The following is a 12,551-nucleotide window of genomic DNA, read 5'->3' on the forward strand; positions in this document are numbered from 1 at the left end:
AAAGTACCTTCTTCCTTCTTGTTCGAGAATGAACTAACATAGCGGATAAGAGATAGGGGGAAAGTTATGAAGAAATTAGTATCGTGTCTTTTAGCTTCCATGGTTGCGGTATCTCTGGCAGGGTGTTCTTCGTCGGGTACTGCATCCGCAGCTGCGACTTCTGCTCCATCAGAAAGTGCAGCTGCATCTGCAGCATCTTATAAAGCTGGCACCTATACCGGCAGTGCGGAAGGCCACAACGGTACCGTCAGTGTCGATGTGACATTCACGGATGATGCAATTTCCAGTATTGAGATCAAGGAAAACTCCGAGACTCCGACCCTCAGCGACAAAGCGCTGAAAGATCTGCCGGACGAAATCGTCGCGCAGCAGACTCTGAATGTCGATAATGTCTCCGGTGCGACCTTCACCTCCATGGCTGTCAAGAATGCGGTGGCGGATGCTGTGACGCAGGCCGGAGGAGATGCCGATGCACTGCGGAAAGCTCCGTATGAGAAAGCAGCCGAAGCGACCGATGATATCAGCACGGATGTGCTTGTGATCGGCGGCGGCACGGCTGGGCTCATGGCAGCTTATGAGGCAGGCAAAGCCGGCGTCAGCACCACGCTCATCGAAAAGCTCGATGTGCTCGGCGGCACGCTCAATGAAGCAGCCGGATTGCTGCTGACCGTAGACAGCGAAAAGAATGACAGCTCTCTTGATGATTCGCTGGATCGGGTCCTGGACTTCTATAAGACTGTCAATGCGGATTCTTCCATTCAGCCGGACTATGACTTCACGAAGAATCTGATGTCCCAGACCGGGGCTACCGTGGATGAGCTGATCGATATGGGTCTTGCTCATAATGATCTGGATCTCGGAACTTATGTCGGAACGCAGTTCACGATCGGCTATCAGCTTTCCGCAGATCTGATTGCTGCAATTGAAAAAGAAGGTGTCAAGATTCTGACCGGAACCGCAGCAGATGAACTGGTGACGGACAGCGATGGCGCAGTGACCGGTGCGAAGGTGCACAATGATACGGGCAGCTTCACGATCAGTGCAAAGAAGATCATCGTTGCCTGCGGCGGTGCTTCCTGGAATACTTCGATGGTTCCGGAAAAGAGCACCGGCATCGATGTCCATGAGAAGACGCAGATCGGTTCCACGGGCGACGGCATGAACATGCTGCAGCAGATCGGTGCCCAGATGTCTTCTGAAGATATCTACATCAAGTCTTCGCAGCCGGACTATGCGGATGAGTTCCATAATGACTGGTCCAATACCCCGTCCAACGGCATGGCTCTTCTGATCGATTCCGAAGGAAAGCGGTTTACGAATGAAGCACCTGCAACTGCAACGATTCTGAACAAGAAAATGATCGATCACGCATCCAGCTCCTACTGGTTCCTGATTGATGATGACAACACGATCGGCTACGATGATGACTACTTTGCCAAGGTCAAGGAGTTTGCGGCAGACGATGATGTCAAGGCAGTCGTTCATGCGGATTCTCTGGAAGAACTTGCCGGCAAGCTCGGGGTCGATGCTGGTACGCTGAAGCAGACCGTTGAGGATTACAACAGCGCATGCGCAGCCGGGAAAGATGATGAGTTCGGCAAGGATGCTCAGTATCTGAAAGCTTATCCGGAAGACGGCGGCTTCTATGCAGTCTATCAGCGGATCGGCTCCTGGGGAACGATCGGCGGTGCGATTGTCGATGAGCAGCAGCACGTCCTGGATGCGGACGGAAACGTCATCCCGAATGTGTTTGCAGCAGGAGAGACCGCAACCGCACAGCTGTTCGGCGACTACTACTTCGGCGGCTTCTCGCTGGGTCTTTATACCACAGCCGGAAGAATCGCAGCGGAACAGGCAGTTGCTGAGATTCAGCAGTAATCGATTCTATAAAAGCACAAAGGAAGTTCAGAACAGATCTGCACTTCCTTTTGCTATATCTGGTATGATGCTGTGAGAGCGGTGAGGGGGCCTGATATGAACCAGAATGATGTTGAGCAGATGAATTGTCCTCTGCAGGTGACGCAGGAACTGATCGGCGGAAAATACAAAGTCAGCATCCTGTTCCATCTGATGGAAGGCAGAAAACGATTCAGCAAGCTGAAGAAAGACATTCCGCAGGCTTCCGGAAAGATGCTTTCCCAGCAGCTGAAGGAGATGATTTCCGATGGGCTCATCTCGAAGACTGTCTATCCGACGGTTCCGGTCACGACGGAATATGAGCTGACTCCCTATGGGAAGACCTTATGTCCGATCGTCGTAGCCATGTACCGCTGGGGTGAAGTATTCTTCAATGCGCAGAAGCGCACCTGGACGTGCTCGGATGCCGATGTGGATGCCTGGGCAGAGAAGAATGCGGTTTCCGAAGAAGAAGCAGCTTCCATCATCAGCGCCCAGGCAGAAGCTATGAAGGAAAACCATTGAAATAGCAGAGGAGACTCTTCACGGAGCCTCCTTTTCATTTCGCAGCACTTCATAGTCGTATACCGTCAGATTCTCAGGAGAGAAGCTGATCCTCAGCACCTCCGTATCCGGCGACAGCATCTCTGCTTCCAGAGAGTCTCTGCCCCAGGAGAGACGGAACGTGACTCCTGCGGAGGATTCCGTTTCATCGATCATGCGGTGATTCTTCAGACAGCATTTCACGTAAGCAATCATCGGCGCTTCTTCTGACACAAGCACATTGGCCCGCTCGGCATTGATCATGACTCTCGTCCGGTTCTGCTCATTCTGGATCAGCACGGACATCAGCGAAGTCAGAAACAGGAAGATCACCAGAAAGTAGACCGTGATGAATCCTTTTCTAGACATGACCGATGGTCCTTTCCGTGATCTCTTCCTGTTCCCGTTTCCAGGAAAGGATGACGCATCCATCTGACAGAGAGAATGATACGTCTTCCAGATCTGTGAGCAGGATCATCGTTCCCGGCTTCATGACCAGATTTCCGTTGATCAGGCTGATGGAGCTTACCCGGTCATGATAGTTCAGGAAGAGCGTATCTCCTTCGATGCGGATCTCGTCTGAGACATTCAGAATATGGCGGATCTGAGCAAGGGCAATCTCATCCTGGAAGGTATCCGGGCGCTCTGACGCTCTGACCAGGACTCCGCAGCAGCTGACCAGAACCGGTACGAGCAATGCACAGAGATACAGAGTCAGAAGGGACTGCTCGAGGATGTAGCCTCCGGTTCTATGGTGCAGATCACGCATGGCGGGACTCCTTTCAGAATTTCGTGGCATACTTCTTCGGAATGCATGGATTCCGACCGGATCAGATCATGGTTTACAGCTCCGGCATTCATGCATGCATAGAGCAGGATCGTCAGCAGGGCAGTGACCGCAAGCGAGACGAGCGCATCCGTCAGGAGGAATCCGCTAGTGTTCCAGCAGCCTGCCGGGACCGAGCTCGATGACCAGCTCTTCGCTGTTGTCTTCAAAGGTGATGGCCCTTGCCCGGTTGATGTTGCCCTGGCCGTTGAAACGGATCTCCGGCCGTGTGTTTCCTTGTTCATCGGCATAGGTGACATAGGCTCCTCTCAGAAGTGCTTCGCTCTGACAACGCAGATACTGATCCGCAAAGGAGAGGCGCTGTTCGCTGTGAAACGCATGCAGCGAACCCGCCATGCGCATCAGAACTGCCATGATCAGAATCGACACTAACAGCTCTGCCAGCGCAAAGCCGCTAGTTGCTGATAGCCCGGCCGTTCTGGATCGAGATCGTCCTGCCGCCATCGCACGTTACCTGATCTTCACTCAATAGATCTGCCGCAATCAGATCATTGACGCTGCCGGGATTTTCTCCCGTTTCGAGACGATACTGCAGAATTGCGCTGTCCACGGTCTTCGTCAGCGCCTGGCAGCCTTTGTCATCAACGACTGTCAGCGTTTTCTGGATGTTGGGAACGGTGAGCAGGAACAGGATGGAGATGATGGTCACGACGATGACCATTTCCAGCAGGGTAAAGCCTTCATGGTTTCTGAGTTTCTTCATATTCTTCCTTTCTGTGATCGTCAGATCTGCGTCAGAATCTGCAGGGGCATCATCAGGATCTGATAGATCAGGATCAGCACGATGCCGATGCAGGCATAGCTCGCCGCCTGGATCGTCCGCGTGATCCGGGCGATTCTGAGCCTTCCTTTTTCTTCGGACATCTCGAGATATCCTTTCAGCATCTCTTCCGCATTTCCGGAATACACGGCAAGTTTCATGAATCTTGCCAAAGCAGGATCCAGGCAGGGGAGATCAACTGCCTGTTCCAGGGGATTTCCTTCCAGCAGTCCTTTCTCGATCTCTTCTGCTAAGAAGCGGATGACTGGCTTATGAGAGATGGTTTCCAGGAGGTGCAGGGATCTTCTCGTCGGAATGTTTCTGGAAAGACACTGATGGAAGAAGCGGATGAAGTCCATGCTCACATACTGGACGAGCAGCGAATCCGGAAGGAGCTTCTGCAGGAGCTGATATCCCTGTCTCTGACGAGCTTCAGGCAGAAACGAGAGGACCATTGCCGCAAGAACTGCAAGGATGATCGCAAGAATCATGCAGGCATTCTTCAGAACCTTCTGAATAAGCACGTACTGTTCCGTATCGCCATGGAAGCTCTTCACCATCGATAAGAGCGGCGGAAAGCAGAATTCGGTGAACAGGAAGATGCCGGCAATGACCGCCACCAGCATCGCGCAGGGATAGAACAGCTTCCTTTGGATCGCTTCTTTCTCTTTCCGGTCTCCTTCGGCAATGGCGATCGAAAGACTGAGGCATTCCCGGAAAGAAAGCGTCTGCAGGAAGCCGCTGAAATAGCCGCGGTAGTCTTTCGGACAGTAGTCCTGGAAGAAGCTGGCTGCTTCTTCGCCATCTTCAAGTCTTTTCCGGATGGCAGCGAATGCTTCGGAACTTTTCCTCGAGGAGAGCAGCTCCATGCTTTCCTGGAGCGTGAAGCCTCTCTCCATGAGTTTCTGAATGCCCTGGCAGTCTTCGCGGTCAATCAAGATCCTGCGACGCTTCTGCCAGGGAAACTGCACCTCGTTCTGCAGCCAGGAGAATCTGTTCCTGGAGGGTGCGGAACGACGGGCTGGTGTGCTGATGAGTGAAATAGTAATCCACCTCCTTCCGGTCCATGAGTTCATAGACGCCGATCTTCTTCCCATGATCTGAAGCATAAAGCCGCTGGCACGAGATGCCGCGGAGCACATCCTGCAGCTGCAGCTTCGCCACGCCGAGATCCAGCAATCGGTCAATCGCGCTGATGCAGGAACCTGCATGCAGGCTGGTGACGACCAGGTGCCCGGTCAGAGCGCATCTCACTGCCATCTGGGCAGCCGGCTCATCGCGGATCTCTCCGATCATGACGATATCGGGATCATGGCGCATCAGCTGACGGATGCCGTCCGCATACGACAGATGTGCCTTGTCATTTACTGACAGCTGCACATATTTCTCCGAGTAGATCTCAACCGGATCTTCGAGGGAGAAGATCTTCTTGCCCGTGACTTCATTGAGAATCGTATACAGCGTCGTCGTCTTGCCTGATCCAGTCGGACCGCTGAATACGAAGAGGCCGCTGCGATGGGTGCAGATGGATCTGAAATAGGCATTCTGCTCCGGATCCGAACTCAGCATGTCCGTGGTGATTGCTCCATGGCTGTTCAGGATGCGGATGACTCCGCACGTCACGTGGTAGCTGCTGACCAGTGCAAATCTCAGAGCAAGCTTCTTTCCGTCTACTTCGGTTTCAAAGCGTCCGGTCTGCGGTATCATCGAATTGCTCAGGTCCAGATTCGCCCGGTACATCAGATAGCGGAAGAATCTTCCATCTTCTTCCGCGCTTCGGACTTTGCGGATCACGCCATCCACTCTCATCTCGATGCGGAGCCGGTCATCTTCCATCAGGTTGAGATGAATGTCAGTCACGTGATGCTTCAGAGCAATGGCCAGGATCCGCTTCAGCTCTTCTTCCATTTCCTGCCTCCTGCTATCCCTGTATCCATGAAGCAGGGCGATTCCCCGGTTTCGTTGACAAACGGGGGTCATCCGATAAAATGAAACTGTTCATTGAGAAAGGAAGCAGCACGAAAATATGATTCAGTCAACAGAAATCAAACCCGGAACCTGCTTTATCTGGGAAGGGGAACTTTATCAGGCAATCACCGTGGACCGCAACAAGACGGCCATGGCCAAGATGAAGGTTGCAGTCAAAGTACGCAGCCCGCGCACCGGCGTCGTCAAGGAACTCGGACTCATCGGTTCCGACCGTGTTGAAGAAGCACACATTGACCGCAGAGAGATGCAGTATCTCTATAATGACGGAACGTCTCTTGTATTCATGGATACGGAGAACTATGAACAGATCGAAATTCCGGAAGAGCGCCTGCACTGGGAGAAGCAGTTTCTGAAGGAGTCCCAGATGGTCAACATCCAGGTCTATGACGGAGAGATCCTCGGCGTCGACCTGCCGGATAAGGTCGAACTGCTCGTGACAGATTGCGAAGAAGCAGTCAAGGGCAACACCGCTACGTCCGCATCGAAGAATGCAACGCTGGAGACCGGACTTGAGATCAAGGTTCCGCTCTTTGTCACCAAGGGTGATACGGTGATCGTCTCCACGGCAGACGGAAAATATTCCGGGCGCGCCTGATCACACTTCTTGCATTATTCAGAGGATTGCATAATATTGTAATTGATAAAACTCAGGGCAGGGTGAAATTCCTGACCGGCGGTAAACCCCGCGAAACTGCATGGCAGTCAGAGCTGGTGAAATTCCAGCGGCGACAGTAAAGTCTGGATGGAAGAGTCGTTATCACATTCCATATTCTTTCCATATCCCGGAGGTTTATCTTTGATGGCCTCCGGTTTTATTGTCCGGGGGCAGGAGGAGGATAAAACCATCATGTCAGCTTCAGCAACCACTGCTTCAAAGAAACTTCTCACGACCCGGAACATCACGCGCATTGCCATCCTCTCCGCGATTGCGTATGTGCTGATGCTCATTGAATTCCCGCTGCCGATTGCACCGAGCTTCTATAAGCTTGACTTCTCGGAGGTTGCAGTCCTGATCGGAGGCTTTGCGATGGGACCGGCTGCTGCCGCTGCCATTGAGGCAATCAAAGTACTGCTGAACCTGCTGTTCAGCGGCACGGTCACGATGGGCATCGGCGAGCTTGCCAACTTCCTGATCGGCTGCGCACTGTGCGTTCCGGCTTCGCTGATGTATGCACATCATAAGGACCGCAAGACCGCAATGAAGGGAATGGCAGTCGGAACGGTATGCATGATCGCCGCCGGCGTTCTGCTGAACTGGCTGGTTCTCATTCCTGCATTCGTCACATTTGCAGGCTATCCGATGGATGCCATCATCGGCATGGGCAGTGCCATCAACAGCCATATCACGGATGTGCTGAGTCTCTGCATCATCTGCGTGATTCCGTTCAACCTGATCAAGGGTGTGCTGACGTCCGCAGTGACTGCATTGCTGTACAAGCACGTATCGCCGCTGCTTCATCGCTGATTATCAATCGTTTTCATGAAGGTCTGCTGCTCGCCGTGAAATGCCTGCAACAGGCCTTTTTTCGATGGTATAATGAGGACTGTCTGAACGAGGAACAATTATGGCAAAGTATTCACGCACTCAGAAATATGAAGAACTCCGCAGCCGTCTGCAGAGCGATGCTGAAACGAGTGTCAGCACCCGCGATCTCAGCAGCTATGAGAAACGGCTGAACCGGATTGATGCGAGCAATTTCAATGCGCCCGAAGAACCGGCATCGCCAGCTGCGGATCATGATCCGATTCATGCAAGAAGGAGACAGGAACCTGCTCCGGCAACGGCGGTGAAACCGGCTGAGAAAACCGAAGAGCCTTCGTTTCTGAACAGCAATGAGAATTACACGCATGCCTTCAACAATGAATATCTGAACGAGTATATCCGCGAAGCCAAGCAGTACAATGTGGACCAGGGCAATGCCTACAGCCAGAACACGGATCTCAATATTCTGAAGTCTCTGAATATGGACCGCAATGCGGCTCCTTCGAAGCCTTATCCATCCGAGCCTGCGCAGAAGCCATTTGATGCTGAGACCGTTTCCCGGGCCGCATCTGCTTCCCAGCCGGTGCAGAAGCAGGAGACTTCCGATATTCCGTTCCAGAAGAAGGATGACAGCGATTTCGAGGATTATCTCTCTGATGACAGCAATCCGCCGCTGAGCGATACCCGCACGATGACGAGAGAAGATATTGCGGCAGAAGTGCAGAACCTGATCCGCAATGCGCAGAAGAATCAGCCGGCTGCTTCTCCTGCACCGTCTGTTTCAAGGAACAATGATCGCTATGACAATACGAGAGATCATCTTGAAGCAGATCGCACAGCTCGTCAGCAGCTGCTGAATGAGACGACGCAGATGCGGGCGCAGCTGGATGATTATGAAGATAACCTGACGGAAGTCAGCGACAAGATGAAGCATACCAACCGGGTGCTGAATATCGTCCTGATCGTTCTGATTGTCGCACTGGTCGTGGTGCTCGGGGTTGTGATCTACTGGGTTCTGATGTCGAGAGGAATCATCCGATGAAGAAGATCAACATTGCAATCGACGGCCCGAGTGCTGCCGGCAAGAGTTCCATCGCAAAGATTCTGGCCTCAAAGCTCGGCTATGTGCATCTGGATACCGGAGCGATGTATCGCTGCACGGCTTACAAGGCATTGCAGAAGGGCATTGATCTCTCGGATGAACCGGCACTCGTGGCGATGCTGAGAGAGACTGAGATCGTTCTGACCCCGGCTGGAAATGTCATCCTGGATGGAACGGATGTCAGCCATGCGATCCGGGCAGATGAAGTATCGATGGCAGCTTCGAAGGTAGCGTCTTTGAGCGGCGTGCGCAAGGAACTTGTCTCGCGCCAGCAGAAGATGGCCGAAGCAAGGGGCTTCATCATGGATGGCCGCGATATCGGAACGGTCGTTCTGCCAGAAGCAGAACTCAAGATATTCATGACTGCAACTCCTCATGCCCGGGCATTGAGAAGGCTGCGTCAGAATCAGGAAGAAGCGATTTCGGAATCGGATCTTGCGACCGTGGAGAAGGAAATCGAGGAAAGGGATTATCAGGATACGCATCGGATGTCTTCGCCGCTGAAGAAGGCGGAAGATGCGGTTGTTCTGGATACTTCGGCTCTCTCGATTCAGGAAACTGCAGATGCGATCCTGAAGATGGCAGAACCTTTCCTGAAGGAGGAACACGCATGAAACATACAGGAGTCATTGCAATCGTCGGCCGGCCGAATGTAGGGAAGTCGACGATTTTTAACCGTCTGGCAGGATCGAGAATTTCGATTGTCGAAGATACGCCAGGCGTGACCAGAGACCGCATCTATGCAAAGGGCAGCTGGCTCGGCAGGGAGTTCCGGGTGATTGATACCGGCGGCATCCAGCTCGAAGATCAGCCGTATCAGGAAGAAATCCGGGCTCAGGTATCCATCGCGATTGAAGAAGCAGATGTGATTGTCATGGTCTGCTCCGGCAAGACGGGTCTTACTGATGATGACAAGTATATCGCCGGTCTGCTGCAGCGCAGCCATAAGCCAGTTGTTCTGGCCGTGAATAAAGTGGATGACAATTCCCGCATTGCCAGCATCTATGAGTTCTATGCCCTCGGGCTCGGAGATCCGATAGCGGTTTCCGGTGTCCATGGCATCGGCATCGGCGATCTGCTCGATGCATGCATGAAGGAGATTCCGGAAAAGGAAGAAGAGGATACTCTGGAGGGAATCCGGATTGCCGTGATCGGCGAACCGAATGTCGGCAAGTCTTCTCTCGTCAATGCGATCCTGAATGAAGACCGGGCCATCGTTGCGGATGAGCAGGGCACGACCAGAGATGCGGTTGATACGCCGTTCCGCTATGATGGGAAGCCATTTGTGATTGTTGATACGGCCGGCATCCGCAAGCGCGGCAAAGTTTATGAATCCATTGAGAAGTATGCGGTGCTCAGGGCGATGGAAGCGATTGAGCGCTGCGATGTGGCACTGTTTGTGCTGGATGGGGAACTAGGCATCCGCGAACAGGACAAGCATGTGGCAGGCTATGCAAGCGAAGCCGGCAAGCCGGTCATCATCGTCGTGAACAAATGGGATGCTGTCACGAAAGATGAGCATACGATGGCGACTTTCACGGAGGAAGTCCGGAAGCAATTCGTGTATCTCTCCTATGCGCCGATCGTATTTGTCTCCGCACTGACGCATCAGCGGGTGAATTCGATCCTGCCGATGGTGGAGAAAGTATATGAAAACAGCACCCGCCGCATTGCGACGAACGTGCTGAATGAAGTGATTGCGGATACGCAGGTGACCACACCGGCACCAGCCCGCAATGGCAAGCGGTTCCGCATCTACTATGCAACCCAGGTCAGCGCTCAGCCTCCGACTTTCGTGTTTTCGTGCAATGATCCGAAGCTGCTGCATTTCACGTATCAGCGGTTCCTCGAGAATCAGCTGCGGGCTGCGTTTGATTTTGAAGGAACGCCGATCCGCATCATTGCGAGAAAGAAGGTTTCCGAATGAAGTGCGCAGTGCTCGGAACCGGCAGCTGGGGAACTGCACTTGCCCAGGTGCTTGCCGATAATGGCCATGACGTCTTGCTCTGGGGAATCAACCCGAATGAAGTGCATGACATCAACGAGAACCACCATAACTCGAAATTCTTCGAATGCCGGATCAGCGAGAAGCTGAAGGCATCTCTCGATCTTTCCATGATTCACGATGCTGAACTGATCCTTCTGGCGGTGCCTTCGATCGCTATTGAGGAGACGCTGCAGAAAGCCGTGGCAGAGCTGGATCATCCGGTGCTGATCATCAATGTGGCAAAAGGTTTCCACCCGATCAGCCATAAGCGGCTGAGCGTCGTCATCGAAGAGACCGTTCCGGCCTCAGACCGGAAGGCAGTCGTATCTCTGATCGGCCCGAGCCATGCCGAAGAGGTAATCCTGAGAATGTTAACGGCAATCAATGCGGTCAGCGAGGACGAAGCCGCTGCAGAACAGGTTCAGGAGCTATTCTCCAATCACTATTTCCGGGTATACCGGAATACGGATGTCATCGGTGCCGAGATCGGAGTTGCCGTCAAGAATATCATGGCAATCGCTTCCGGCATCCTGGAAGGCATCGGCCAGGGCGATAACGCAAGAGCAGCCCTGATGACCAGAGGGCTTGCCGAGATGTCCCGGTTCGGGATTGCGCTTGGCGGAAAGAAAGATACGTATCTTGGTCTCGATGGCGTCGGCGACCTGATCGTCACCTGCACGTCCCGCCATTCCCGCAACTTCATGGCCGGCTACGCGATCGGCAGGGCCGGAGACGCAAAGTCATTTCTCGAGACGAATACGAAGACGGTCGAAGGAATCTCTGCCTGCCGCATCGTTCATGAAGAAGCTGAAAAGAGGAACATCTCAATGCCGATCACCGATCAGGTCTATCAGGTTCTGTTCGAAGGCAAGAAGCCATCCGATGCGATTGATGATCTGATGCGCAGAGATCTCAAGAGCGAAGAAGCCTGATCGGAATCAGAATGATCAGAACACCCGCAGCACCTGCAGGAAATTCCGCAGAAGCTCCGGGTGTTCGTTTTCTATAGGGATCCGGAAGTTCAGACTTTCTGGAAGTACTGCAGGCATACGCATCCTAAGCCTGCCTGGGCACTGACGACATTGCAGACCTGCGTGATCTGGATGTCTGCTGTCGGAAACGCCTCCGCAATCGCATGATAGAACAGCTCCGCATCTTCGATGGCATTGGTATGCGCAATCGTGATGGACCATGTTTCATCGATCGGCTTTTCCTTCATGTGCTCAATGACCCGCTTCATGGCTTTGCGGAAGGAGATGACTTTGTCATACGTATCGATGCGGCCGCCGGTCTCTTTGTTGAGATGCAGGATCGGCGTGATGCGCAGCAGGTTCGCCAGGCGGGCAGCACTGTTCGTGAGCCGGCCGCTTCTTGCCAGGTGTTTGAGATCCTGCGGGATCACGATCGTCTCGCAGGTGTCGATGACGCGTTCCGAGAGCAGCCGCACGTCCATATCGGAAGCACCGTGATCATAGGCATTCTTGATCGCATGAACGAGATAGTCTTCGATGACGTTGGCACTGTAGGTGTCGACGACGATGATCGGGAGATCAATGCTGCTGGCCAGAGCACTCATCGTTGAGCCGGTTCCGGACAGACCGTTGCAGATCGGAACGGCAATGACGAGGTCGGTTCCCTGTTCTTTCAGAGATGTGAAGCACTCCTCGATCAGACCTGGAGAAGGCTGGGAAGTCGAGAGTACTTTTTTCTGCTCCAGCAGTTTCACGACATCATTCTTGCCCAGAGTTTCCATGTCCTGATAGGTGAGAGTGCCGTCGGTGATCTGCAGAGGAACGCTGATAATACCATCTTTTGCAAACTCTTCGATGGACTTTCCGCTGCCGCTGTCTGTGATATATGCGATTTTCATGTGCATAACCTCTTTCTGAAATACTAACCGTCTGCGGCAGAAATGTAAATCCATTTGCAAAATGGTAGAATGAG

Annotated in this window: 16 protein-coding genes and 1 riboswitch; of the genes, 8 read left to right on the plus strand and 8 right to left on the minus strand. The window is 53.1% G+C overall.

Going from position 1 to position 12,551, the window contains the following annotated elements; genetic code table 11:
- The first annotated feature begins 66 nt into the window (after nt 1-66).
- Nucleotides 67-1,878, plus strand: coding sequence for an FAD-dependent oxidoreductase (locus C7E00_RS07395; protein ID WP_105303685.1), 1,812 nt, complete (start codon nt 67-69; stop codon nt 1,876-1,878).
- A 96-nt stretch (nt 1,879-1,974) separates the two neighbouring features.
- Complete coding sequence (locus C7E00_RS07400) at nt 1,975-2,421, plus strand: winged helix-turn-helix transcriptional regulator (RefSeq protein WP_105303686.1); 447 nt, start codon at nt 1,975-1,977, stop codon at nt 2,419-2,421.
- An 18-nt stretch (nt 2,422-2,439) separates the two neighbouring features.
- Here C7E00_RS07400 and C7E00_RS07405 read toward each other — a convergent pair whose 3' ends face one another.
- Genes C7E00_RS07405 through C7E00_RS07430 form a run of 7 tightly spaced genes read right to left on the minus strand, consistent with a single transcriptional unit; the run spans nt 2,440 to nt 5,954 of the window.
- A complete protein-coding gene (locus C7E00_RS07405; RefSeq protein WP_105303687.1) occupies nt 2,440-2,808 on the minus strand; it encodes a hypothetical protein in 369 nt (122 codons plus the stop codon).
- Entirely contained in the window at nt 2,801-3,208 is a 408-nt protein-coding gene (locus tag C7E00_RS07410) for a ComGF family competence protein (protein WP_105303688.1), read from the minus strand. The genes C7E00_RS07405 and C7E00_RS07410 overlap by 8 nt, the downstream gene beginning before the upstream one ends.
- Nucleotides 3,154-3,435, minus strand: coding sequence for a hypothetical protein (locus C7E00_RS16190; RefSeq protein ID WP_167836512.1), 282 nt, complete (start codon nt 3,433-3,435; stop codon nt 3,154-3,156). The genes C7E00_RS07410 and C7E00_RS16190 overlap by 55 nt, the downstream gene beginning before the upstream one ends.
- Nucleotides 3,374-3,730 (minus strand): pilus assembly FimT family protein, encoded by a 357-nt coding sequence (locus C7E00_RS07415; RefSeq protein ID WP_167836513.1) that lies wholly within the window; start codon nt 3,728-3,730, stop codon nt 3,374-3,376. Before C7E00_RS07415 ends, C7E00_RS16190 begins: the two co-directional genes overlap by 62 nt.
- Complete coding sequence (comGC, locus tag C7E00_RS07420; RefSeq protein ID WP_105303690.1) at nt 3,681-3,989, minus strand: competence type IV pilus major pilin ComGC; 309 nt, start codon at nt 3,987-3,989, stop codon at nt 3,681-3,683. Before comGC ends, C7E00_RS07415 begins: the two co-directional genes overlap by 50 nt.
- A 20-nt stretch (nt 3,990-4,009) precedes the next feature.
- Complete coding sequence (locus C7E00_RS07425) at nt 4,010-4,984, minus strand: type II secretion system F family protein (protein ID WP_167836514.1); 975 nt, start codon at nt 4,982-4,984, stop codon at nt 4,010-4,012.
- The gene (locus C7E00_RS07430; protein ID WP_167836515.1) at nt 4,977-5,954 is read right to left on the minus strand and encodes an ATPase, T2SS/T4P/T4SS family; all 978 of its coding nucleotides are present in this window, start codon (nt 5,952-5,954) and stop codon (nt 4,977-4,979) included. Before C7E00_RS07430 ends, C7E00_RS07425 begins: the two co-directional genes overlap by 8 nt.
- A gap of 118 nt (nt 5,955-6,072) precedes the next feature.
- On the opposite strand from C7E00_RS07430, the gene efp reads away from it, so the two are divergent.
- From efp to C7E00_RS07460, 6 genes are all read left to right on the plus strand, one after another.
- Entirely contained in the window at nt 6,073-6,630 is a 558-nt protein-coding gene (gene efp / locus C7E00_RS07435; protein ID WP_105303693.1) for an elongation factor P, read from the plus strand.
- A 44-nt stretch (nt 6,631-6,674) separates the two neighbouring features.
- Nucleotides 6,675-6,793, plus strand: a riboswitch (FMN riboswitch).
- A gap of 89 nt (nt 6,794-6,882) precedes the next feature.
- Nucleotides 6,883-7,500 carry an ECF transporter S component gene (locus C7E00_RS07440; RefSeq protein ID WP_105304896.1) on the plus strand — a complete coding sequence of 206 codons (618 nt, stop codon included), beginning with the start codon at nt 6,883-6,885 and terminating at the stop codon, nt 7,498-7,500.
- A gap of 100 nt (nt 7,501-7,600) precedes the next feature.
- Nucleotides 7,601-8,560, plus strand: coding sequence for a hypothetical protein (locus C7E00_RS07445; protein ID WP_105303694.1), 960 nt, complete (start codon nt 7,601-7,603; stop codon nt 8,558-8,560).
- Nucleotides 8,557-9,234, plus strand: coding sequence for a (d)CMP kinase (gene cmk / locus C7E00_RS07450; RefSeq protein ID WP_105303695.1), 678 nt, complete (start codon nt 8,557-8,559; stop codon nt 9,232-9,234). The genes C7E00_RS07445 and cmk overlap by 4 nt, the downstream gene beginning before the upstream one ends.
- On the plus strand, nt 9,231-10,547 hold the full coding sequence (gene der / locus C7E00_RS07455; protein ID WP_105303696.1) for a ribosome biogenesis GTPase Der: 1,317 nt from the start codon (nt 9,231-9,233) through the stop codon (nt 10,545-10,547). The genes cmk and der overlap by 4 nt, the downstream gene beginning before the upstream one ends.
- Complete coding sequence (locus tag C7E00_RS07460) at nt 10,544-11,539, plus strand: NAD(P)H-dependent glycerol-3-phosphate dehydrogenase (protein ID WP_105303697.1); 996 nt, start codon at nt 10,544-10,546, stop codon at nt 11,537-11,539. Before der ends, C7E00_RS07460 begins: the two co-directional genes overlap by 4 nt.
- An 89-nt stretch (nt 11,540-11,628) precedes the next feature.
- On the opposite strand, the gene C7E00_RS07465 is transcribed toward C7E00_RS07460, so the two are convergent.
- Complete coding sequence (locus C7E00_RS07465; RefSeq protein ID WP_167836516.1) at nt 11,629-12,477, minus strand: DegV family protein; 849 nt, start codon at nt 12,475-12,477, stop codon at nt 11,629-11,631.
- Nucleotides 12,478-12,551: the final 74 nt, after the last annotated feature.

Source organism: Anaerolactibacter massiliensis (assembly GCF_900290205.1).
GTDB lineage: Bacteria > Bacillota_I > Bacilli_A > Erysipelotrichales > Erysipelotrichaceae > Bulleidia > Bulleidia intestinalis.

Excerpts from the sequence above, each read along its gene's own strand:
- C7E00_RS07395 (WP_105303685.1), top strand. The coding sequence starts at position 67 with ATGAAGAAATTAGTATCGTGTCTTTTAGCTTCCATGGTTGCGGTATCT.
- C7E00_RS07400 (WP_105303686.1), top strand. The coding sequence starts at position 1,975 with ATGAACCAGAATGATGTTGAGCAGATGAATTGTCCTCTGCAGGTGACG.
- C7E00_RS07405 (WP_105303687.1), bottom strand. The coding sequence starts at position 2,808 with ATGTCTAGAAAAGGATTCATCACGGTCTACTTTCTGGTGATCTTCCTG.
- C7E00_RS07410 (WP_105303688.1), bottom strand. The coding sequence starts at position 3,208 with ATGCGTGATCTGCACCATAGAACCGGAGGCTACATCCTCGAGCAGTCC.
- C7E00_RS07415 (WP_167836513.1), bottom strand. The coding sequence starts at position 3,730 with ATGGCGGCAGGACGATCTCGATCCAGAACGGCCGGGCTATCAGCAACT.
- comGC (WP_105303690.1), bottom strand. The coding sequence starts at position 3,989 with ATGAAGAAACTCAGAAACCATGAAGGCTTTACCCTGCTGGAAATGGTC.
- C7E00_RS07430 (WP_167836515.1), bottom strand. The coding sequence starts at position 5,954 with ATGGAAGAAGAGCTGAAGCGGATCCTGGCCATTGCTCTGAAGCATCAC.
- efp (WP_105303693.1), top strand. The coding sequence starts at position 6,073 with ATGATTCAGTCAACAGAAATCAAACCCGGAACCTGCTTTATCTGGGAA.
- C7E00_RS07440 (WP_105304896.1), top strand. The coding sequence starts at position 6,883 with ATGTCAGCTTCAGCAACCACTGCTTCAAAGAAACTTCTCACGACCCGG.
- C7E00_RS07445 (WP_105303694.1), top strand. The coding sequence starts at position 7,601 with ATGGCAAAGTATTCACGCACTCAGAAATATGAAGAACTCCGCAGCCGT.
- cmk (WP_105303695.1), top strand. The coding sequence starts at position 8,557 with ATGAAGAAGATCAACATTGCAATCGACGGCCCGAGTGCTGCCGGCAAG.
- der (WP_105303696.1), top strand. The coding sequence starts at position 9,231 with ATGAAACATACAGGAGTCATTGCAATCGTCGGCCGGCCGAATGTAGGG.
- C7E00_RS07460 (WP_105303697.1), top strand. The coding sequence starts at position 10,544 with ATGAAGTGCGCAGTGCTCGGAACCGGCAGCTGGGGAACTGCACTTGCC.
- C7E00_RS07465 (WP_167836516.1), bottom strand. The coding sequence starts at position 12,477 with ATGAAAATCGCATATATCACAGACAGCGGCAGCGGAAAGTCCATCGAA.